The organism is Variovorax sp. ZS18.2.2 (assembly GCF_024701975.1).
Lineage (GTDB): Bacteria > Pseudomonadota > Gammaproteobacteria > Burkholderiales > Burkholderiaceae_C > Variovorax.
Genome location: NZ_JANLNM010000004.1, coordinates 318,953 through 340,103, shown reverse-complemented (window position 1 = coordinate 340,103; position 21,151 = coordinate 318,953). Strand labels below are relative to the sequence as shown.

Annotated in this window: 20 protein-coding genes; 13 read left to right on the top strand and 7 right to left on the bottom strand. The window is 67.9% G+C overall.

The window, feature by feature from the left end:
• The first annotated feature begins 33 nt into the window (after nucleotides 1-33).
• Nucleotides 34-486 (top strand): hypothetical protein, encoded by a 453-nt coding sequence (locus NU688_RS18455; RefSeq protein ID WP_257862241.1) that lies wholly within the window; start codon nucleotides 34-36, stop codon nucleotides 484-486.
• A gap of 112 nt (nucleotides 487-598) precedes the next feature.
• Here the strand turns inward: NU688_RS18455 and glmS are convergent, their stop codons facing one another.
• Nucleotides 599-2,479 carry a glutamine--fructose-6-phosphate transaminase (isomerizing) gene (gene glmS, locus NU688_RS18450; protein WP_257862240.1) on the bottom strand — a complete coding sequence of 627 codons (1,881 nt, stop codon included), beginning with the start codon at nucleotides 2,477-2,479 and terminating at the stop codon, nucleotides 599-601.
• 137 nt (nucleotides 2,480-2,616) lie between these two features.
• On the opposite strand from glmS, the gene NU688_RS18445 reads away from it, so the two are divergent.
• The gene (locus NU688_RS18445) at nucleotides 2,617-3,099 is read left to right on the top strand and encodes an Lrp/AsnC family transcriptional regulator (RefSeq protein ID WP_257862239.1); all 483 of its coding nucleotides are present in this window, start codon (nucleotides 2,617-2,619) and stop codon (nucleotides 3,097-3,099) included.
• A 14-nt stretch (nucleotides 3,100-3,113) separates the two neighbouring features.
• Here the strand turns inward: NU688_RS18445 and glmU are convergent, their stop codons facing one another.
• Nucleotides 3,114-4,544 (bottom strand): bifunctional UDP-N-acetylglucosamine diphosphorylase/glucosamine-1-phosphate N-acetyltransferase GlmU, encoded by a 1,431-nt coding sequence (glmU, locus tag NU688_RS18440; protein ID WP_257862238.1) that lies wholly within the window; start codon nucleotides 4,542-4,544, stop codon nucleotides 3,114-3,116.
• Between glmU and NU688_RS18435 the strand changes: the two genes are divergently transcribed.
• Nucleotides 4,543-5,430 (top strand): DUF6279 family lipoprotein, encoded by an 888-nt coding sequence (locus NU688_RS18435; protein WP_257862237.1) that lies wholly within the window; start codon nucleotides 4,543-4,545, stop codon nucleotides 5,428-5,430. The genes glmU and NU688_RS18435 overlap by 2 nt on opposite strands.
• A 22-nt stretch (nucleotides 5,431-5,452) precedes the next feature.
• On the opposite strand, the gene NU688_RS18430 is transcribed toward NU688_RS18435, so the two are convergent.
• Nucleotides 5,453-6,223, bottom strand: a complete 771-nt coding sequence (locus tag NU688_RS18430) for a Crp/Fnr family transcriptional regulator (protein WP_257862236.1) — start codon at nucleotides 6,221-6,223, stop codon at nucleotides 5,453-5,455.
• Nucleotides 6,224-6,314: 91 nt separating this feature from the next.
• Between NU688_RS18430 and NU688_RS18425 the strand changes: the two genes are divergently transcribed.
• Nucleotides 6,315-6,719, top strand: coding sequence for a BLUF domain-containing protein (locus NU688_RS18425; protein ID WP_257862235.1), 405 nt, complete (start codon nucleotides 6,315-6,317; stop codon nucleotides 6,717-6,719).
• A 78-nt stretch (nucleotides 6,720-6,797) separates the two neighbouring features.
• On the opposite strand, the gene NU688_RS18420 is transcribed toward NU688_RS18425, so the two are convergent.
• Entirely contained in the window at nucleotides 6,798-7,118 is a 321-nt protein-coding gene (locus NU688_RS18420) for a DUF2917 domain-containing protein (protein WP_093443289.1), read from the bottom strand.
• Between the two features lie 175 nt (nucleotides 7,119-7,293).
• On the opposite strand from NU688_RS18420, the gene NU688_RS18415 reads away from it, so the two are divergent.
• Nucleotides 7,294-8,277: a LysR substrate-binding domain-containing protein gene (locus NU688_RS18415; protein WP_257862234.1), complete on the top strand. Its 984-nt coding sequence runs from the start codon at nucleotides 7,294-7,296 to the stop codon at nucleotides 8,275-8,277.
• A 6-nt stretch (nucleotides 8,278-8,283) separates the two neighbouring features.
• On the opposite strand, the gene NU688_RS18410 is transcribed toward NU688_RS18415, so the two are convergent.
• Entirely contained in the window at nucleotides 8,284-8,901 is a 618-nt protein-coding gene (locus tag NU688_RS18410; protein WP_093443293.1) for a 5-formyltetrahydrofolate cyclo-ligase, read from the bottom strand.
• A gap of 36 nt (nucleotides 8,902-8,937) precedes the next feature.
• On the opposite strand from NU688_RS18410, the gene NU688_RS18405 reads away from it, so the two are divergent.
• The 3 genes from NU688_RS18405 to NU688_RS18395 all read left to right on the top strand — a co-directional run bounded on the left by NU688_RS18405 (nucleotide 8,938) and on the right by NU688_RS18395 (nucleotide 12,367).
• On the top strand, nucleotides 8,938-10,941 hold the full coding sequence (locus NU688_RS18405) for a lytic transglycosylase domain-containing protein (protein WP_257862233.1): 2,004 nt from the start codon (nucleotides 8,938-8,940) through the stop codon (nucleotides 10,939-10,941).
• 91 nt (nucleotides 10,942-11,032) lie between these two features.
• A complete protein-coding gene (locus tag NU688_RS18400) occupies nucleotides 11,033-11,587 on the top strand; it encodes an MgtC/SapB family protein (RefSeq protein ID WP_257862232.1) in 555 nt (184 codons plus the stop codon).
• A gap of 96 nt (nucleotides 11,588-11,683) precedes the next feature.
• Nucleotides 11,684-12,367, top strand: a complete 684-nt coding sequence (locus NU688_RS18395) for a glutathione S-transferase family protein (RefSeq protein WP_257862231.1) — start codon at nucleotides 11,684-11,686, stop codon at nucleotides 12,365-12,367.
• Between the two features lie 21 nt (nucleotides 12,368-12,388).
• Here NU688_RS18395 and NU688_RS18390 read toward each other — a convergent pair whose 3' ends face one another.
• A complete protein-coding gene (locus NU688_RS18390) occupies nucleotides 12,389-13,114 on the bottom strand; it encodes an OmpW family protein (RefSeq protein WP_257862230.1) in 726 nt (241 codons plus the stop codon).
• A gap of 211 nt (nucleotides 13,115-13,325) precedes the next feature.
• Between NU688_RS18390 and NU688_RS18385 the strand changes: the two genes are divergently transcribed.
• The 5 genes from NU688_RS18385 to otsA all read left to right on the top strand — a co-directional run bounded on the left by NU688_RS18385 (nucleotide 13,326) and on the right by otsA (nucleotide 20,792).
• Nucleotides 13,326-14,588 carry a multifunctional CCA addition/repair protein gene (locus tag NU688_RS18385; protein WP_257862229.1) on the top strand — a complete coding sequence of 421 codons (1,263 nt, stop codon included), beginning with the start codon at nucleotides 13,326-13,328 and terminating at the stop codon, nucleotides 14,586-14,588.
• An 88-nt stretch (nucleotides 14,589-14,676) separates the two neighbouring features.
• The gene (locus tag NU688_RS18380; protein ID WP_257862228.1) at nucleotides 14,677-16,512 is read left to right on the top strand and encodes a hybrid sensor histidine kinase/response regulator; all 1,836 of its coding nucleotides are present in this window, start codon (nucleotides 14,677-14,679) and stop codon (nucleotides 16,510-16,512) included.
• Nucleotides 16,513-16,672: 160 nt separating this feature from the next.
• Nucleotides 16,673-17,491, top strand: coding sequence for a trehalose-phosphatase (otsB, locus tag NU688_RS18375; RefSeq protein WP_257862227.1), 819 nt, complete (start codon nucleotides 16,673-16,675; stop codon nucleotides 17,489-17,491).
• Nucleotides 17,488-19,410, top strand: a complete 1,923-nt coding sequence (locus tag NU688_RS18370) for a glycoside hydrolase family 15 protein (RefSeq protein WP_257862226.1) — start codon at nucleotides 17,488-17,490, stop codon at nucleotides 19,408-19,410. Before otsB ends, NU688_RS18370 begins: the two co-directional genes overlap by 4 nt.
• Entirely contained in the window at nucleotides 19,407-20,792 is a 1,386-nt protein-coding gene (otsA, locus tag NU688_RS18365; RefSeq protein WP_257862224.1) for an alpha,alpha-trehalose-phosphate synthase (UDP-forming), read from the top strand. Before NU688_RS18370 ends, otsA begins: the two co-directional genes overlap by 4 nt.
• A 15-nt stretch (nucleotides 20,793-20,807) precedes the next feature.
• On the opposite strand, the gene NU688_RS18360 is transcribed toward otsA, so the two are convergent.
• Entirely contained in the window at nucleotides 20,808-21,146 is a 339-nt protein-coding gene (locus NU688_RS18360) for a hypothetical protein (protein WP_257862223.1), read from the bottom strand.
• Nucleotides 21,147-21,151: the final 5 nt, after the last annotated feature.

The following is a 21,151-nucleotide window of genomic DNA, read 5'->3' as shown; positions in this document are numbered from 1 at the left end:
AGGCAGGCCGTTCAAGGATTCGAAGCACCACCCATGGTTTTCAGTGACGATAGTTTCGGGTTCGCGTTCTCCTGTGAAGACGCGAAGATGTCCATTAGCGCCAACAGCTGGAGCAGGCGCCTGTCCCACATCGCGCGCGTCGTCGGTCCCATTCTGATCATGACCGGATCACTTCCAGACCCGGACTACATCTCGCAGATATTGGGAAAGCGCCCGCGGGACATCTTCATCATTGCCAACACCGATGCACACAAGGAGGCGAGGATGCTCAAGCTCCGCTTCCCCGATGTACGCATCGCACTGCATCGCAACACCAATGCCAAGGCGGTGCTCGTGGCGCCGGACACGGTTTGGGTTTCCAGCACCGACTTCGGCAAGACGACGCAGATCGAGTCGGCCATCGGACTGCATTCGAGCCTCGTCTTCGAAAGAACTCGAGAATCCTTTTTCAACAAGGTGTGGACGGAAGCCAGCGAAATCGCCTGAAGCCGTTATTCCGTATGGGATCGGTGTCCACCTGCTGCGCTCGCATGTTGATTGCCGCCGAAAATTGCCCCCTAAACCCAGTAGGGGCAGATATCGGCGGAATTCAACAGCCTCACTCCACCGTCACGCTCTTCGCCAGATTCCGCGGCTTGTCCACATCGGTCCCGCGCGCACACGCCGTGTGATACGCCAACAATTGCAGCGGCACCACATGCAGCAGCGGCGACAGTTGCCCGTAGTGCTCCGGCATGCGGATCACATGCAGCCCTTCGCCGCTCTTGATCTTCGTGTCGCCATCGGCCAGCACATAGAGAACGCCGCCGCGCGCACGCACTTCCTGCAGGTTGCTCTTGAGCTTTTCGAGCAGCGCGTCGTTCGGTGCGACCGCGACGACGGGCATCTCGCTCGTCACCAGCGCGAGCGGGCCGTGCTTGAGTTCGCCCGCCGCATACGCCTCGGCGTGGATGTAGGTCACTTCCTTGAGCTTGAGCGCGCCTTCGAGCGCGATCGGGTAGTGCAGCCCGCGGCCGAGGAACAGCGCGTTGTCCTTGCGCGCGAAGTCTTCGGCCCAGCCGATGATCTGAGGCTCCAGCGCGAGCACCGACTGCAGCGCGACCGGCAGGTGGCGCATTTCCTTCAGGTAGCGCGCCTCGTCGGCCTCGCTCAAGTGGCCCTTGGTCTGCGCGATGGCCAGCGTCAAGAGGAAGAGGCCGGCCAGCTGCGTGGTGAAGGCCTTGGTCGACGCCACGCCGATCTCCACGCCGGCGCGCGTGATGTACGCCAGCTTGCACTCGCGCACCATCGCGCTGGTCGCGACATTGCAGATCGTCAGCGTCTGTTCCATGCCGAGCGAGCGTGCGTGCTTGAGCGCGGCGAGCGTGTCGGCCGTCTCGCCCGACTGGCTGATGGTGACCACCAGCGTCTTGGGGTCGGGCACGGAGTCGCGATAGCGGTATTCGCTCGCGATCTCGACCTGCGTGGAAATCTTCGCGATGCTTTCGAGCCAGTACTTGGCGGTGCAGCCGCTGTAGTAGCTGGTGCCGCAGGCGAGGATGAGGATCTTGTCGATGTCCTTGAAGACGCGGTGCGCGCTCGCACCCGTGGCGCCGTCCTGCCCGATGCCGTCGAACAGCTCGGGCACGATGCCCGCCACGCCTTCGAGCGTGTCGCCGATGGCGCGCGGCTGCTCGAAGATTTCCTTCTGCATGTAGTGGCGGTAGGGGCCGAGTTCGGCCGCGCCGCTGTGGGCCTGCACGGTGCGCACCTGGCGCGTCACCGGCTTGTGGTTCTTGTCGACGATCCAGTACTTGCCCGGCTGCACGTCGACCACGTCGCCTTCTTCGAGATAGATGATCTGGTCGGTCACGCCCGCCAGCGCCATCGCATCGCTCGCAAGGAAGTTCTCGCCGCCTTCCTTGCCCGCGCCCAGGATCAGCGGCGAACCGGCGCGCGCGCCGACCACGCGCTGCGGCTCGTCGCGGCAGATCACGGCAATGGCGTAGGCGCCGTGCAACTGCAGCACCGCGGCCTTCACGGCCTCGAACAGGTCGCCGTTGTAGAGGCTGTCGACCAGGTGGGCGATGACCTCGGTGTCGGTCTGGCTCTCGAACACGTAGCCCTTGACCTCGAGCGCGGCGCGCAGCGTTTCGTGGTTTTCGATGATGCCGTTGTGCACCAGCGCGATGCGGCCGGGGCGCGCGCCCTGCGCATCGGCGCCGGGGCCGTGGCTGAAGTGCGGGTGCGCGTTGTGCACCACCGGCGCGCCATGCGTGGCCCAGCGCGTGTGGGCGATGCCGGTCAGGCCTTCGACCTTGTCTTCGCGCACCTGCGTGACGAGGTCCGCCACGCGCGATGTGGTGCGCGCCCGCGTGAGTCCGCCCGCATGCACCGCGACGCCGCAGGAGTCATAGCCGCGGTACTCGAGCCGCTGGAGGCCCTGGACGAGGACCGGAACGATGTTGCGATGGGACGCTGCCCCGACGATGCCGCACATGGTGAACTGCCTTTGGATAAGAGGAGGCGTGATGGTAGAAAGGCTTCGGGAAAATATGCTCTCGAAGTTTCTTGATTTTTGGACTTTTATTTCATCATTTCTTTGATTTGGATTTTTATTCCATAATTTGTACATATATGGAATCAATCTCCCTCGATGCAATAGACCTCCGATTGCTCGACGCCCTTCAGCGCGACGCCTCGCAGACCAACCAGCGGCTGGCCGCCGACGTGGGCATCTCCCCGCCCACGTGCCTGCGGCGCGTGCAGCGGCTGAAGGACGAAGGCCTCATCGAGCGCCAGGTCGCGCTGCTCTCGCCCGACCGGCTGGCCACGGTGCTGGGCCACGGATTGCAGGCAGTGGTCGAGATTTCGCTGGACCGGCAGGACGCCGCCGCGCTCGACGCCTTCGAGACCCGCGTGATCGCCGACGGCGCGGTGCAGCAGTGCTGGCGCGTCTCGCCCGGCCCGGACTTCGTGCTCATCGTCGCGGCACGCGACATGCCGGACTACGGCGCGCTGACGCAGCGCCTCTTCACAGCCGATGCCAATGTGCGCAACGTGAAGGCCTTCTTCAGCCTCAAGCGCGCCAAGTTCGAACCCGCGGTACCGCTGGGCTGAGGCCCTGTCTTCTGTCAGGCCTTGGGCTTCTTCTGCGGCCGCTTCCAGTTGGGAAAGCTCACCGGCTTGCTGCGCGCCACAGTCAGCGCGCCGGGCTCGGTCGACTTGTTCACCGTCGATCCGCCCCCGATGGTGCCGCCCGCGCCGATGGTGATCGGCGCCACCAGCACGCAGTTGCTGCCGATGTGCACGTCGGCCTCGATCACCGTGCGGTGCTTGTTGGCGCCGTCGTAGTTGGCGGTGATGCTCCCCGCGCCGTAGTTGACGCGCTCGCCCACCGTGGCATCGCCCAGGTAGGCGAGGTGGTTGGCCTTGGCGCCGGCGGCGAGCGTGGAGTTCTTCACCTCGACGAAATTGCCGATGTGCACCTCCGTCCCGAGTTGCGCGCCGGGGCGCAGGCGCGCGAACGGGCCGATCAGGGCGCGCTCGCCCACCGTCACGCCGGCCTTCTCGCCGTCGATGTGGGTGAACGGATGGATCACCGCGCCGGCTTCGATGCGGGCGTTGGCGATCACGCAGTTCGCGCCGATGCGCACGCCTTCGCCCAGCGACACCTGGCCTTCGAAGACGCAGTTGACGTCGATCTCGACGTCGGCCCCGCATTCCAGCGTGCCGCGCAGATCGAAGCGCGCCGGGTCGGCCAGGCGCACGCCCTGCTCCATCAGCGCATGGGCCTGGCGCAGTTGCCAGGCGCGTTCGAGCGCCGCGAGCTGCACCGGGCTGTTGATGCCCGCCACCTGCAGCGCATCGGTCGTGATGTGCGCAACCACCGGCACGCCATCGGCCGCGGCGAGCTTCACGACGTCCGTCAGGTAGTACTCGTTCTGCGCGTTGCGGTTATCCAGGCGCGCGAGCCAGCCCTTGAGCAGGCGCGCGGGCACGGCCATCACGCCGCTGTAGATCTCGCGCACCGCGCGCTGCGCCTCGTTGGCGTCCTTGTGCTCGACGATGGCGGTCACCGCTCCGCCGGCCGCGCTGCGGATCACGCGGCCGTAGCCGCTCGGGTCGTCGAATTCGATGGTCAGCAGCGCCAGGCGCTCGCCCGCGCTGGCCGCGACCAGCGCCCGCAGCGTGGCTTCGCCGATGAGCGGCACGTCGCCCGAGAGCACGACCACCGTGCCGTCGTCCGGCAGCAGCGGCGTCGCCTGCTGTACCGCGTGGCCGGTGCCCAGCTGCGGCTCCTGGCGCGCAAAACGGGGCGTCGCGCCCCCCACGGCGCCGGTCATGGCGGCCTCGACCTCGGCCGCGCCGTGACCGGTCACGACCACCACATGGCGGGCGCCGATGCGCGCGGCGGTGTCGGCGACATGCGCGATCAGTGCGCGGCCGCCCAAACGATGCAACACTTTGGGCAGTCTGCTCTTCATGCGCGTGCCTTTGCCGGCCGCCATGATCACCACGTCGATCGGCCCCTGGATGTCTTGCTGCTGCGGAGTCTGATTCATGCTTTCTTCTTCCCGGATTCGTTGCGCTGAACTGGCGCGGATTATCGGCGTGCTGCTGTTGGTCGCCGCGCTGGGCGCCTGCAGCGCGATCCGGCTGGCCTACAACAACCTGCCCGAGGTGAGCTACTGGTGGCTCGACGGTTACTTCGATTTCGACAGCACGCAGTCGCCCAAGGTCCGCGACGAACTCGCCCAGTTGCTGGCCTGGCACCGGCAGAACGAGCTGCCCAAAGTCATCAGCCTGCTGCAGGAGGCGCAAGGCCTGGCGCCGGGCGAGGTGACATCCGCGCAGGCCTGCAACTTCGCCGACGGCATTCGCGAGCGCCTCCTGGCCGTGACCGAGCGTGCCGAGCCGGCCACCACCGACCTCGCGCTGACGCTGAGCGAATCGCAGCTGCAGCAGCTCGAGCGCAAGTACGCCAAGCTCAACAACGAATATCGCAAGGACTGGCTCGACCGCACGCCCGCGCAGGTGCAGGAAAAGCGCTACGACCAGTTCCTCGACCGCATGGAAGACTTCTACGGCCGGCTGACCGCCGAGCAGCGCGACCTGCTCAAGCAACAGGTCGCGCAGTCGGTCTTCAACCCGCAGCTCGCGGATGCCGAGCGCCGCAAGCGCCAGCAGGAGGCATTGGCGATGCTGCGCGGGTTCGCCACGAAGAAACCGTCGCCGGCCGAAGCCCGCACGGCGCTGCATGCCTACCTGCTGCGCATCGCCGAGCCGCCGCCCGGGCCCTGGCGCGACCAGCAGCAGGCGCTGCTGGAGGAAGGCTGCCGCAACCTCGCGGCCCTGCACAACGGCACCAGCGCCAGCCAGCGCGAGCAGGCGGTGCGCCGGCTGCAGGCCTACCAGAGCGATCTGCGCCAGCTGGTGGCCGCGCGCTGAAGCCGCGGCGCATGCGCCTCTTTCAGATCAGGGGAATCGGCCGCAGCGGACGCTCGAAGTAATCGCCCAGCGTCTCCAGCGCATGCGGCTCCAGGATGCGCAGCCACCCCGCATCGAGCTTGTAGAGCCCCAGGCGCTGCAGGCGGCGCAGGGTCTTGTTGGTGTGCACCAGCGAGAGCCCCAGCGCATCGGCGATGTGCTGCTGGTTGAACGGAAACTCCACCCAGCCGTCACGCACCATGCCCACGCGCTCGGCGCGGCGGTACAGGTGCATGAGCAGCATCGCCACGCGCTCGCCCGCGTTGCGCCGGCCGGTGGTGACGAGGTTGTCGTCCACCATCTTTTCCTCGCGCGCCGCGAGCCAGGTGATGTCGTAGCCGAGCTTGGGCTGGGCGTGGAAGAGCGGCCAGAGACGGTCGCGCGAGAAGGCGCACAGCGTGGCGTCGGTCACCGCCTCGACGCCGTGCGTCTGGCCGTCGGCGAACTCGTCCTGCAGGCCGATGAAGTCGCCGGGCAAAAGGAAGCTCAGGATCTGCCGGCGGCCGTCGCTCAGCGTCTTGTAGCGGAAGGCCCATCCCGCATAGAGCGTGAAGAGCTGTGGGCTGGGGCGATGCTCCTCGACGATCGAACTGCCGGCCTCGACGCGCCGCGCGCCGACACGAAACGACTGGATGGTCTTGAGTTCTTCGTCCGATGTGGGCAGGAAGGCCTCGAGCCGGCGCAGTGCGCAGTCGTCGCAGGGATTGAGGCCCTGCGGCGGGGAAGCGGCTACGGGATGGTCGTCGAATCGCACGGCTCACTATAGGCGCTCCGGTCATGTCTTTTTACATTTCGCCGTGCGTTGCGGCTGCCTAGACTGCGCACCGCTTTCCCTCCAAAAACGCATGACCGAAGAACAGACGCTCCACGAGATTTTTTACTGCAGCGTGCTCGCGCAGGACCTGCCCGCCCATGCCGTGGGCGCCATCGTCGGCCAGGCGCGGGCGCGCAACGCCGAGCGGAACATCACCGGCCTGCTGGTCTTCGACGGCCTGCGCTTCTGCCAGCACCTGGAAGGCCCGCGCGATGCGGTGGAGGCATTGATGCGGCGCATCGCGCAAGACCCCCGGCACACCGACGTGCGGGTGGTCCACGAGGGTCCGCTGGAAACCCGCCGCTACAGCGGCTTCGGCATGGGCCTGGCCGAGAGCGAAGGCCCCGATCTGATGGCCGGCGTGCACGCCCTGGAAGGGGAAGCCGCCCTCAAGCACTTCCTGGCGCTGCGGTCCAGCTTCGACATCAGCGGCTGAAAAAGCGCCGCAACCCGCCCACAAAAAGAAAAAGGCGGCCGAAGCCGCCTTTGTGCGTCCATGGAAACCTGTGACCGTTCAGGCCTGATCCCATGTGTAGGTGGCGCCGTAGCCATCCCATGCTTCCATCACGATGCGCTGGCCGGCGGCCACCGTCATCGATTCGCCCGGTGCGAGCACCAGGTCTTCGCTGGGGTTGGCCAGCGTGGCGTCGGGCGTGATCCATACCCGGCCTTGCTTGACGCGCAGGACGCTGGCCGCACGCGCCTTCAGGCTCATCGCCTCGCCGGGGGCGATCTGCCAGGCGCCGCGGCGCACGGCCGGGGGCACGGCGACAGCGGTACGGGCGGGGATGGACAGGGAAGCGAGCGATTCGGTGGTGCAGACAGCGGTGGACATGATGAAACTCCTTGGGCTTGCCGAAGTGCGATTGACAGGACGGAGGCAATGGCGCAGTTCGGGAATGAATGATCGTTTCTATGGCGTTGTGGGTCCAATGAAAAGGAAGTAGCCTACTGATGCTGGTTTCGCATCAATCGACCCGACCGCCGGCCCGCCACCGGAAGCCCCCTCCATGCAGCATTCGCAAACCCACCTGCGCTCCCGCCCTATCTCGGCCGGGCACCTGCGCGCCTTCGAAGCCGTCGCCCGGCACCTGAATTTCCGCGCCGCCGCGGAGGAAATGGCGCTGACCCAGTCGGCCGTCAGCCGGCAGATCCAGTCGCTGGAGGAGGAAGTGGGCGTGTCGCTGTTCCTGCGCCACACCCGGGCGGTGGAGCTGACCAGCGCCGGCGCGCAGTTGCTGCTCGCGGTGCAGCAGTCGCTGCCGCGCATCGACATGGCGGTGCGCCAGATCCGCCAGAGCGCGGGGCGCAAGAGCGTGTCGCTCACCACCTTCGCGTCGTTCGCCTCGATGTGGCTGATCCCGCGGCTGGAGGTCTTCCAGCGCGACAACCCCGAAATCGACATCCGCATCGACGCCAGCGACGTGGCGGTTGACCTCGAAGTGGCCGATGTGGACATCGCCCTGCGCTACGGCCCGCGCGAGGCCATGCCGCCCACCGCCGTGCGCCTGTTCGGCGAAAACCTGACGCCGGTGGCGAGCCCCTGGCTCATCAAGAGCAGCCCGCCGATCAAGACGCCGGAAGACATCACCCGCTTCACGCTGATCGAGGCCGGCGACGCACACCGCACGCACCTCGAATGGTTGACCTGGCGGCGCTGGTTCGAGGTGAACGGCCTGGAGCGCGCGCAGCCCAAGCGCTGGCTCTATTTCAACTATGCCTACCAGATGGTGCAGGCCGCGCTCACCGGCCAGGGCGTGGTGCTGGCGCGCAGTTCGCTGATCGCCGAAAGCCTGGCCAACGGCGACCTGGTCGAGGTGCTGCCCCAGCACCGCATGGATTCACCGATGTCCTATTGGCTCATCGCCGGCCCGCGCAACGCGCTGCGGCCCGAGATCAAGGCTTTTTGGGACTGGCTGCTGCTGCAGGCCGGCACCACGCGCGGGACCATCGGCGAGGTGCCTGATCCGGACACCATCGACGACATCGACTGAGGCTTTTCAGCTCATCGGCCAGACGACGCCGTTGTCGTTGAGGATCGCGTCCAGCGGCAGGTCGTGCGCTTCTGGCTCGAAGTCGTCGAGGAACCCGTGCGTGAAACCGAGGCCCACCGTGAACGGCCGCGGCTCCAGCGCCGCCAGCGTGCGGTCGTAGAACCCGCCACCGTAGCCCAACCGGTATCCGCCGGCGCTGTAGCCCACGCAGGGCACGAACAGCAGGGTCGGCACGATCAGCTCGGTGTCCTTGGGCTTGGGGATGCCGTAGGCGTCTTCTTCCATCTGGCAGCCGGGGTACCAGGCATGGAAGGTGAGGGTCTTGTGAACCTTGTCGATCACGGGCAGTCCGATGCGGCGACGTTGGGTTTCTTCCATCAGCTCGCCGTCTTCCTTCCAGCGGTGCAGCGCGGGCAGCGGATCGAACTCGCCCTTGATCGGCCAGTAGGCGCCGATCACCGTGTCGGGCCGGCCGACCAGCCAGATGCGCATGACGCGCTGCAGCAGGTCGGCGCGTGTCAGCCGGTCCGGCATGGCCAGGCGTTGTTCGATCAATGCCTTGCGCAACTGATCCTTCAGAAAACTCGCCGTCGCCGAAGTGTCGGCACCCTTTGACTTGTCCATAATCCCCCGATGCAGTTCCCAAGCATTTTGGCATCCATGCGCAGCCGCCCGCGCAACGCAACGCCAGCCGTTGCTTTTTCCCTCGTCCTGACTGCCGCCGCACTGCTCTTTCATCCACCCGCCAGCGCACAGACCAACACCAACGACGACGTGCTGGTGCAGATGAAGCAGGCCTTCCAGCGCGGCGACAAGGCCCGTCTCACCGCCCTCCTGCCGCAAGCCCGCGGCCACGCGCTCGAACCCTGGGCCGCCTACTGGGAACTGAAGGCCCGCCTGCAGGAAGTCGCGCCCAACGAAGTGCAAGACTTCTACGCCCGCTACCCCGGCACCTACCAGGAAGACCGCCTGCGCAACGACTGGCTGCTGCTGCTCGGCCAGCGCCGCGACTGGGACGGCTTTGCCGCCAACGTGGCCGGCTACCGCATGGGCGACGACGCGCAGGTGCGCTGCTACGCGGTGCTGGTCGACACGCTGCGCTCGGGCACCGCCACGCAGGCCCAGGCCGACGAGGTGCGCCGCAACTGGCTCGGCCAGAAAGACGCCGACGACGGCTGCCTCACCGCCGCCGACCGCATGGTCGCGGCCCGCCTCATGTCGCCCAACGACGCCTGGAAGAAGGCGCGCCTGGCCATCGAGGCCAACCGCCCGCAGGCCGCGCGCGGCGCCGTCACCATCGCCGCGCCCGATGCGCTGCCGCTCTTCGAGGAGCTCAACGCCAGCTCGGCCAAGTTCCTGACCGGCCGCGCCTTCGTGGCCGCCAAGTCGCGCAAGGAACTGGTGGTGCTCGCGCTCATCAAGGTCGCCATTGCCGATCCCGACATGGCCGCCTCGCAGCTCGACAGCAAATGGGGCCCGATGCTTTCGGCCGAAGAGCGCAACTGGCTCTGGGGCGCCATCGGCCGCGCGGCCGCGAACAAGCTCTCGCCGCAGGCGGCCGGCTATTTCGCCAACGTCACGAAGAACAGCGACCTGTCGGACGACATGCTCGGCTGGCGCGTGCGCGCCGCGCTGCGCACCGGCCAGTGGAAGGACGTGGCGCCCGCCATCAACGCGATGAGCGAAACCGCCCAGCTCGATCCGACCTGGGTCTACTGGAAGGCCCGCGCACTCGCCACCGAACGCAGCGACGAGCGCCGCGCCCAGGCCCGCGACCTGTACACGAGCATCGCCGGCACGCGCGGCTTCTACGAAATGCTCGCGCTCGAGGAACTGGGCCAGCGCGTCGTCGCGGCCACCCGGCCCGCGCCGCTCACCCCCGAGGAAAAGGCCGCTGCGCGCAGCAATGTCGCGCTCAACCGCGGCCTCTACGCGATCGCGATCGGCCTGCGCTCCGAAGGCACGCGCGAGTGGAACTACGCCACCAACCTGCACGACAAGGGCGGCATGGACGACCGCGCCCTGCTGGCCGCGGCCGACTTCGCCTGCCAGCGCGAGGTGTGGGACCGCTGCATCAACACCAGCGAGCGCACCAAGGGCTCGATCGACGTGGAGCAGCGCTTTCCGATGCCCTTCCACGACACGGTGCTGCGCAAGAGCCAGGACATCGGCCTGGACCCGGCCTACGTGTACGGCCTCATCCGCCAGGAGAGCCGCTTCATCATGGACGCCCGCTCGGGCGTCGGCGCCTCGGGCCTGATGCAGGTCATGCCCGCCACCGCGCGCTGGACGGCCCGCAAGATCGGCATGACCGACTTCACGCCCGGCCAGATCAACGACCGCGAGACCAACATCACCATCGGCACCAACTACCTGAAGCTCGCGCTCGACGACTTCGACGGGTCGATGGCGCTGGCGGCCGCGGCCTACAACGCCGGCCCCGGCCGCCCGCGCAACTGGCGCAACGGCCCGGTGCTCGATGCCGCGATCTGGGCCGAGAACGTGCCCTTCACCGAAACCCGCGACTACGTGAAGAAGGTGCTGGCCAACACCACCAACTACGCGGCGATCATCAGCGGGCGGCCGCAGTCGCTGAAGGAACGCCTGGGCCGCGTCGGGCCGCGCGACGCCTCGGAACCCGAACCCAACAAGGACCTCCCCTGAAACATGAGCCCCCACGCTCATCACTTCGTGTATTCGCTGCCCCCCGAGGGGGCGCAGGCCTTCCTTGGGGCGGCCCGGCGGAAGGCCTGAAATGACCTGGCGCGCCGAGGTGCTCGACACCATCGCGTCCGAGTTCTCGGACGTGACGGACGTCGCGCAGCTCACGCGCATCGTCGTTCGCCTCACGCTCGCAGCGATCCTGGGCTTCGTGCTGGGCTTCGAGCGCGAGCAGCAGGGCAAGGCGGCCGGCGTGCGCACCCACATGCTGGTGGCGATCGGCTCGGCGATGTTCGTGCTGATCCCGCAGCAGACAGGCATCGTGCCGGCCGACATGAGCCGGGTGATCCAGGGGCTGGTGGCGGGCGTCGGTTTTCTCTGCGCCGGCACCATCCTCAAACAGGGCAAGGACGAATCGCACGTGCAGGGCCTCACCACCGCCGCCGGCTTGTGGATGACGGCCGCCATCGGCATGGCCTGCGGGCTCGGCCGCGAGGCCACTGCCTTGCTGAGCGCGCTGCTGGCGCTGGCGGTGCTGTCGCTGGTGCCGCGGCTGGTGAGCCTGCTCGAACGCACCGTCGCCAAGGACGATGCGCAAGGCGCGCCGCGCGTGATCGCCTCGCCGGACGACACGCCCCGCGACCGCTGACATCAATTCGCGCCGCGTTCGGCATCAATGGCCGCGGAGCGCCCGGCTAGCATCGAAGGCTTTGCAGTACATCGAACCCAACCGGAGGAACCCCTGATGCGCAAGCTCTACATCGGCAACAAGAACTACTCGTCGTGGTCCATGCGCCCCTGGGTGCTCATGAAACAGGCTGGCATCGCCTTCGAGGAGGTGATGGTGCGCTTCGACTCCTTCGAGGCGGAGTCGCAGTTCAAGCACACCATCGCCGCGCTGAACCCCGTGGCCAAAGTGCCCGTGCTGGTCGATGGCGACCTCGTGGTCTGGGACACGCTGGCCATCGCCGAGTACCTGGCCGAGACCTTTCCCGAAAAGCAGCTGTGGCCCAAGGGTGCGGCCGACCGGGCGCGGGCGCGCAGCATCTGCGCCGAGATGCATTCGGGTTTCGGGGGTCTGCGCGGCCATTGCGGGATGAACATCGAGGCGTCGCTGCCCGAAGTCGGCGCGAAGCTGCTGGCGGAGAAGCCCGAGGTGCGCAGCGACCTGGACCGCATCGTGCAGATGTGGAGCGACCTGCTCGGCACCCACGGCGGCCCGCTGCTGTTCGGCGAATTCACCATCGCCGATGCGTATTTCGCGCCTATCGGCACGCGCATCAAGACCTATGGGTTGCCGGTGCCGCCGGCCATCTCGGCCTACATCGAACACGTGCAGGCGCTGCCGGGCATCAAGGCCTGGATCGACGAAGCGCTGGCGGAGAAGGATTTCCTGCAGTTCGAAGAGCCCTACCGCACAGCGCGATAGGGCTTGCACAGCAGGCGGGGATCAGAACCTGTAGGTCGCCGACAGGAAGGTGACGATCGGGTTCAGCTTCAGGCTCGCTTCGCTGCGGGCGACCGGCAGGCCGGTGATCGAGGTCGTCGTCAGCTTGGCCTTGGTCTTCAGCGGGATGTACGACACCGAGAACGAGATGCCCCAGTGCTTGTCGAACTGGTAGGCGATACCGGCGTTGAGCACGGGTGCGAACGAGCTGTCGAGCTTGGCCGTGGTGTTCACCGAAGACGGCGACTGGCGGAACTGGCTGGCCAGCGCGCTCTGCAGGTTCGGGGTCAGCTTCACGTCGCTGTACCAGACGTAGGTGGCGCCCAAACCGACGAACGGACGGAAGGCGTCGTTGCCTTCGTTGAAGTTGTACTTGACCAGCACGGTCGGGCTCCATTGGCGGGCCTCGCCGAGCTCGCCCACGCGGGCCAGCGTGCCCTTGCCGTTGAGCTTGAACTTCGGCGGAACGCCCAGGACGCCTTCCACAGCCCAGTGGCTGTCGATGAAGTAGGCCAGGCTCAGGCCCAGCGTGTCCGAGTCCTTGACGCTGGCGCCCGAACCCTGGAGCACGCTCTGCACCGGCGCCGTCACCGTGAGCGGCTTGCTCGAGTCCTGAGGCGACAGGTGGAACCAGCCTGCCCCTGCGACCCAGTCGCCGGCGTTTTGCGCCAACGCGCTGCCGGACGCCAAGGCACCCAGAGCCGCCAGCGCAAACATTGTTTTCTTCATGATGTGAATGCTCCTTTGGTTGAAAAATCCCGTTCGACGCGGCGCGAGGCCGTGACCGGCGCTGCGATCGAGCAAATAAACGAACGTTCGTTCTGTTTGCAATTCGGATTATCGAACGCTCGTTCTATTTAGTGGGTGCGGGGTATCCCTATCTCGCATCCCGGGCTAATTCCCCGCTCATTCCCCATCTCTGCATCCCTACACTGCGGCCATGAAAATCTTTCTCGTCGGCGGGGCCCTGCGCGACCGGCTGCTCGACCGGCCGGTTTCCGATCACGACTGGCTGGTCGTCGGTGCCACGCCCGAAGACATGGCCCAGCGCGGCTACCTGCCCGTGGGGCGCGACTTTCCGGTGTTCCTGCACCCCCAGACGCGCGAGGAATACGCCCTCGCCCGCACCGAGCGCAAGAGCGCGCCCGGCTACCGCGGCTTCACCATCCACACCGCGCCCGACGTCACGCTGGAGCAGGACCTCGCCCGGCGCGACCTGACCATCAACGCCATCGCGCTGCCGGCCGAACTGGTGAGCGCCGATGGCCAATTCGAACCTGACCCCGAAAAACTGGCCGATCCCTTCCACGGTCAGCGCGACCTGCGCGACAGGGTGCTGCGCCATGTGACCGACGCCTTCCGCGAAGACCCGGTGCGCATCCTGCGCGTGGCGCGCTTCGCCGCGCGCTTCGACGATTTCTCGGTCGCGCCCGAAACCATGGCATTGATGCGCGAGATGGTCGAGGCCGGCGAGGCCGATGCGCTGGTGCCCGAGCGCGTCTGGCAGGAGCTCGCGCGCGGCCTCATGGAAACGCGGCCTTCCCGCATGTTCGAGGTGCTGCGCGAATGCGGCGCCCTCGCCGTGCTGCTGCCCGAAGTCGACCGCCTCTGGGGCGTGCCCCAGCCCGAGGCGCATCACCCAGAGGTCGACACGGGCGTGCACCTGATGATGGTCATCGACACCAGCGCGCGGCTTTCAGCCGCCTTGCCGGTGCGCTTCGCCTGCCTGATGCACGACCTGGGCAAGGGCACCACGCCCGCCGACGTGCTGCCGCGCCACATCGGCCACGAGAAGCGCAGCGTCGACCTGCTGCACGCGGTGTGCGACCGCTGGCGCGTGCCAGTCGAAATCCGCGAACTGGCCGAGGTGGTGGCGCGCGAGCACGGCAACGTGCATCGCAGCGGCGATCTCGATGCGACGCCGCTGGTCCGCCTGCTGGAGCGCTGCGACGCCTTCCGCAAACCCGCGCGTTTCGCCGAGGTGCTGCAGGCCTGCGAGTGCGATGCGCGCGGCCGGCTCGGTTTCGAGGACAGGCCCTATCCGCAGCGCGAGCGCCTGCTCGCCGTGCTGGCCACCGCCGCGGCCGTGCCCACCGATGTGGTCGCGCGCAAGGCACAGCAGTCGGGTGCGACCGGTCCGCAGATCGGGGATGCCATCCACCGCGCGCGCATCGAGGCCGTGGCGGCATCGCTGGAAACCTGAAGAAAAAGTCGCGATCCGCCTTTCGCGGACATGGCGGGCATGACTTCTGGCACTTCTCCCCGGGGATCGGCTCGATAGCATCGAACGGGTGAATGCCACCGAGCCGACGCTGTCACACGAATCGCCGCCGCCCCGCCCGGCGGTGCCGAGCGATCTCGGCCTCCGTGTGCTGCGGGAACACGTGGCCTCGGTGTACGCGGCCTACAACGCGTCGATCCTGGTCCATTTCGGCCTGGGCGCGGCACTGGGCATCGTCATGTACGTGCACCGCCCCCGGTGGTGGATCCTCGCCTGGATGGCCGCGCACCTGAGCTTCGGTCTCGCCCTCTTCCTCATGCCGCGCTGGCACGCCGATGTGCCGCTGAAGGACACCACCCGCTGGGCGCGCCGGCATTCGCGCACCGTCACGCTGGTCAGCATGGCGACGGCCACGGCGCCGTGGCTCTTCATCTCGGCCGACGACCTGCCCACCACCTCGGTGCTGACCGTCGTCATCATCGGCAGTTGCGCCCGCGCCATGCAGCTCCTGTGGCCGCTCAAGCCCGCGCTCTACGGCTACACCCTGCCGATGATGCTGAGCCTGATCGCCGCGCTGGCCTGGCAGGGCGACGCCATGCATCTGTTCCTTGCGGTGTTCAGCCTCGGCTACCTGCTGTTCACGCTGCGCGTGGGCGGCCAGCAGCACAAGCTCCTGACCGATTCGCTGGTGCTGCGCTTCGAGAACGAGGCGCTGGCCGCGCAGCTGGGCGTGCAGATCGCCGCCGCCGAGCGCGCGAGCGCCGAGAAGACGCGCTTCCTCGCCACCGCCAGCCACGACCTGCGCCAGCCGCTGCATGCCATCGCCCTCTTCGGCGCCGCGCTGGAGAACGAACTGCGCGAACACCACGGCAGCCGCAACGCGCAACGGCTGATGCGCGCGGTGAATGCGCTGGGCAACTCGCTCGACACCATGCTGGACGTCTCGCGCCTGGACGCGGGCGTGATCACGCCGGACATCGCGCCGGTGTCGCTGGACGCGCTGTTCCGTTCCCTCAACCACATGTTCGCGGCGCAGGCCGAGCAGCGCGCGCTGCAGCTGCGGGTGCGCGCGAGCGGCCTGTGGGTGCACAGCGACCCGCAACTGCTCTACCGCATGCTCTCGAACCTCGTGGACAACGCGCTGAAGTACACCGCGCACGGCGGCGTCTCGGTGCGCGCACGCGCGCGCGGCGGGGTCGTGTGGATCGAGGTGCTAGACACCGGCATCGGCATCGCGCCCGAGCAGCAGGACCGCGTGTTCGAGGAGTACTACCAGGTGCAGAACCCCGGCCGCGACCGCGCGCAGGGCCTGGGCATCGGCCTGTCGATCGTGGAGCGGCTGTCGCGGCTGCTCGACCATCCGGTGCAGGTGACCTCGCGCATCGGGCGCGGCACGCGCTTTCGCCTGCAACTGCCGATGGTCGCGGCCGCACCGCGGCACGACGACCGGCCCGCCGCGCCCGCGCACGCTGCGGCCACCGTGCCGGCGGCGGTAGCAGTGGCCGCAGCGCACGGCCGCATCCTGCTGATCGACGACGAGGCCGAGATCCGCGAAGCCATGAGCGGGCTGCTGCACGCCCACGGCATCGCTGTCGAAACCGCCGCCAACGAGGCCGAGGCCATCGCGGCGCTGACGCAACCGGATGCGCAGGATCGGCCCTTCGCGCTGCTGCTGTGCGACTACCGCCTCTCCAACGGCGACAACGGCCTGGACGTGGGCCAGCGCCTGCAGCGCCGCTTCGGGCTCGACGCGCCGCTGGTGCTGGTCACCGGCGAGACCGCGCCCGAGCGGCTGCAGCGCGTGCGCGCCTCCGGCGTGCCCGTGCTGTTCAAGCCGGTGAGCGCGGCCACGCTGCTGCGCATGCTGGCCGATTTCATGCCGGGCCTGGCCACGCGGCCTGCCTGACCTGCCTGATTCGTGAAACACCGCGGAACCGGCTTCGCCGGGCCGCAGGTGTTGCCCCCGGCGAGGGGGAAGGAGAAGCGACACGAAGTGCGCGAAGCCTGGGGGAGTACCGGCTTTCGCCGACACGCAGCGACGGAAGCCCGTGTTATGGTTTTTCCCAATGCCAAAGTCCTCCGACAGCAACCTCCGGTTGCCACCTCCGCTGGGCCGCGACGCCGCCCTTTTTCTCGACTTCGACGGCACGCTGGTCGGCCTTGCGCCCACCCCCGAGGCCATCGAGATTCCCCCTGCGCTCGTCGCCCTGCTCGGCGACCTGCGCGACCAGCTCGGCGGCGCGCTGGCCGTGGTGTCGGGCCGCCAGATCGATTCGATCGACCGTTTTCTCGCGCCGCTGCGGCTGCCCGCGGCCGGCGAGCACGGCGTGCAGCGCCGCGATGCCGAGGGCCACATGCAGGAGCAGCACGCGCCCGATCTCGTGCCGATCCTGGACATCGCCAACGAACTCGCGCGCGTGCACGAGGGCCTCTTGGTGGAGCGCAAGCACGCCGCCATCGCCCTGCACTACCGGCTCGCGCCGCAGCTCGAAGCGGTGTGCCGCGATGCGATGTCGCGCGCCATCGAGGGCCGTCCGACGCTCGAGCTGATGCACGGCAAGTTCGTCTTCGAGGTCAAGCCCGCGGGCATCAACAAGGGCATCGCCATCGACGCCTTCATGACCGAGGCGCCCTTTGCGGGCCGCACCCCGGTCTTCGCGGGCGACGACACAACCGACGAGAGCGGCTTCGCGGTCGTGCAGCCGCGCGGCGGCATCGCGATCAAGGTCGGCTCGGGGCCGAGTCTCGCGCTGCACCGGCTCGAATCACCGCGCGCAGTGTACGAATGGCTGGTGCAGGCGCGCGACATGCTGGCAGCGCAGCCTCCCGCCCAGCCTGAAGAAAACACGCCACAGAAATCCGAAGAACCGAGGAGCCCCCGATGAGCGAACAACAACTGTCGAAGGCGCCCGAGGACCGCGCCGGCCAGGCACTGCCCGGCGCCGCCGGCCCCGACGACCGCGCGCCGGTCGACATTGCGGCCGCCGCCGCACCCGGCCCGCGCGGGTTCGCACCGCCGGCCGAGCCGTCGCTCAACGTCGGCGTGATCGGCAACTGCGCCTACAGCGCGCTCATCGATGCACGCGGCCGCGCGGTCTGGTGCTGCCTGCCGCGCTTCGATGGCGACCCGGTGTTCAACGCGCTGCTGCATCCCGGCGAAGGCGCGGGCGCGTGGAGCATCGACATCGAGGACTTCGCAGAAGCCAAGCAGTGGTACGAGCCGAACACGGCTGTGCTGCGCACGCAGCTCTTCGACAGCGCCGGCCAGGGCATCGAGATCACCGACTTCGCGCCGCGCTTCTACAGCCGCTCGCGCTACTTCCGCCCGCTCATGATGGTGCGCCGCGTGCGGCCGATTGCCGGCGCGCCGCGCATCCGCGTGTCGCTCGACCCGCGCTTCCAGTGGGGCGCCTCGGAGCCGATCGAGGTGACGCGCGGCAGCAACCACATCCGCTATGTCGGCCCCGATGTCACGCTCCGGCTGAACACCGACGCCTCGATCTCGCACATCCTCGCGCGCCAGCCCTTCGTGATCTCGCGCGAGTACAACTTCATGTTCGGCGTGGACGAGACGCTGCTCGACGGCATCGCCGACACGGCGCGCAGGTTCGAGCAGGAAACCATCGCCTACTGGCGCACCTGGAGCAAGCGCCTGGCGATCCCCTTCGAGTACCAGGACGCGGTGATCCGCGCGGCCATCACGCTCAAGATGTCGCTGTACGAGGACACCGGCGCCATCGTCGCGGCCATGACCACCAGCATCCCCGAGGCGCCGGGCAGCCAGCGCAACTGGGACTACCGCTATTGCTGGCTGCGCGATGCCTTCTTCGTGGTGCGTGCGCTCAACTCGCTGAGCGAGGTCGGCACCATGGAGGACTACCTGCGCTGGCTGGCCAACGTGGTGATCGGCTCGCACGGCGAACACATCCAGCCGCTGTACGGCATCGGGCTGGAGCGCGAGCTGCCCGAGTCCTTCGTCGACGGCCTTCCCGGCTACCGCGGCATGGGGCCGGTGCGCGTGGGCAACCAGGCGCAGGAGCATTTCCAGCACGACGTGTACGGCAACATCGTGCTCGGCGCGGCGCAGGCCTTTCACGACCATCGGCTCCTGAGCCGCGCGGGCGTGGCCGAGTTTCCGCACCTGGAGGCGGTCGGCGAACGGGCGGTGAGCGTCTACGGCACGCCCGACGCCGGCATGTGGGAGCTGCGCACGCGCGCACGCGTTCACACCAGCTCGGCGCTGATGAGCTGGGCCGCCTGCGACCGGCTCGCCAAGATCGCGCGCACGCTGGAGCTGCCCGAGCGCGCCGCCTACTGGCACGGCCATGCCGCGCGCATGAAGGAAGAGATCCTCGCCAAGTCGTGGTGCGAAGAACGCCAGGCCTTTGCAGAAAGCTTCGGCGGGCACGAGCTCGACGCGAGCATCCTGCTGATGGTCGAGGTCGGCCTGATCGACGCGCGCGACCCGCGCTTCATCTCCACCGTCGATGCGATGGAAAAGTCGCTCTGCGACGGCCCCTACATGCGCCGCTACGAAGCGGCCGACGACTTCGGCAAACCCGAGACCGCCTTCAACATCTGCACCTTCTGGCGCATCGACGCGTTGGCCAAGATCGGCCGCAAGGCCGAGGCACGCCAGATCTTCGAGACCATGCTGGCGGCGCGCAATCCGCTCGGCCTGCTCTCGGAAGACACCCACCCGGTCACGGGCGAAATGTGGGGCAATTTCCCGCAGACCTATTCGATGGTCGGCATCATCAACGCGGCCGTGCGTCTGTCCGCTCCCTGGGATTCGTGCATATGAGTCGACTCGTCGTTGTTTCCAATCGCGTGGCCGACCCACGCAAGCCCGCGGCCGGCGGCCTGGCCGTCGCACTCGGCGAAAGCCTGCAGCAAAGCGGCGGCCTCTGGTTCGGCTGGAGCGGCCATGTCGTGGAAGACGGCCCCACCGGCGAAGGCGAGTTGCACAAGCAGCAGGCCGGCAAGGTCACGCTCGCCACCATCGACCTGAGCCGCGAGGACCACGACAGCTACTACCTGGGCTACAGCAACGACGTGCTCTGGCCGGTGTTCCACAACCGCCTGGACCTGGCCCACTTCGAGGCCGGCTTCATCGGCGGCTATCGGCGCGTGAACCAGCTGTTCGCACGCAAGCTGCTGCCGATGCTCAAGGACGACGACGTCATCTGGATCCACGACTACCACCTGATGCCGCTCGCCGCCGAGCTGCGCGCGATGGGCTGCAGGCAGCGCATCGGCTTCTTTCTGCACATTCCGCTGCCGCCGCAGATCATCGTGGCCGCCATTCCGCAGCACGAGTGGCTGATGCGCTCGCTGTTCTCCTACGACCTGATCGGCTTCCAGGCGCAGCAGGACGTGCAGCACTTCGAGCACTACGTGCGCAACGAGGCGCATGGCGAGTACCTGGGCAACGAGATGTACCGCGCCTATGGGCAGACGGTGCGCTGCAGCGCCTTCCCGATCGGCATCGACGTCGACGAATTCGCCGCGCTCACGCATGCGAAGGAATCGCGCGACATGTACGAGACCATGAAGCGCGAGTATTCGAGCCGGCGCCTCCTGCTGGGCATCGACCGGCTCGACTACTCCAAGGGCATTCCGCAGCGCGTGCGCGCATTCCGCGAACTGCTCGCGAACTACCCCGAGAACCGGCGCAGCGCGACGCTGATCCAGATCGCCTCCCCCACGCGCGAGACGGTCGATGCGTATGGCGACATCCGGCGCGAACTGGAATCGCTGTGCGGCGCGATCAACGGCGACTACGGCGAGCTCGACTGGATGCCGGTGCGCTACATCCACCGCATGGTGGCGCGCAAGCGCGTGCCGGGGTTGTGCCGGGCTGCGGCGGTCGGACTGGTCACGCCGCTGCGCGATGGCATGAACCTCGTCGCGAAGGAATACATCGCGGCGCAAGACCCGGCCGATCCGGGTGTGCTGGTGCTGTCGCGCTTTGCCGGTGCGGCCGAGCAGTTGAAGGAAGCGCTGCTGGTGAATCCGTACGACACGCACGGCACAGCGGAGACGGTGCAGCAGGCGCTGCAGATGCCGCTGGAAGAGCGGCGGGAGCGCCACCAGAAATTGCTGTCGCGCATTCGCGAGCAGGACATTCACTGGTGGCGGCGGACTTTCCTCGACGCATTGCGCGAGGCGGCGAGCGAACGCTGATCCGGCGCGCTCCCCTTACCAGCCAGTGAGCAGCCGCACGAAGCGCATCACCGGCCGAGCCTCCGAAGAAGCCGAAACCAGCGCCGGCGACACCCTCGGCGCATGAACCCGCAGGTGCGCAGGCGTCAGCGCCGACACCTCGATCCATCCCCCGTGTTCCATGCGATGCACGTCGCCTTCATCGAGTGCCGCCTCGCTCATGAACACCGTGCCGCCGAACCAGCCCGGCGGTGACACGACCCGCACGCGCCCTTCGGCCACCTGCAGCCAGGTGCCCGCATCGACGCAGGTGCGCAGGGACTGGCCGGGCTCCAGGACGATGGAGTCGGGTGCTTGGGACAGGGTGGTGATCATGGCGG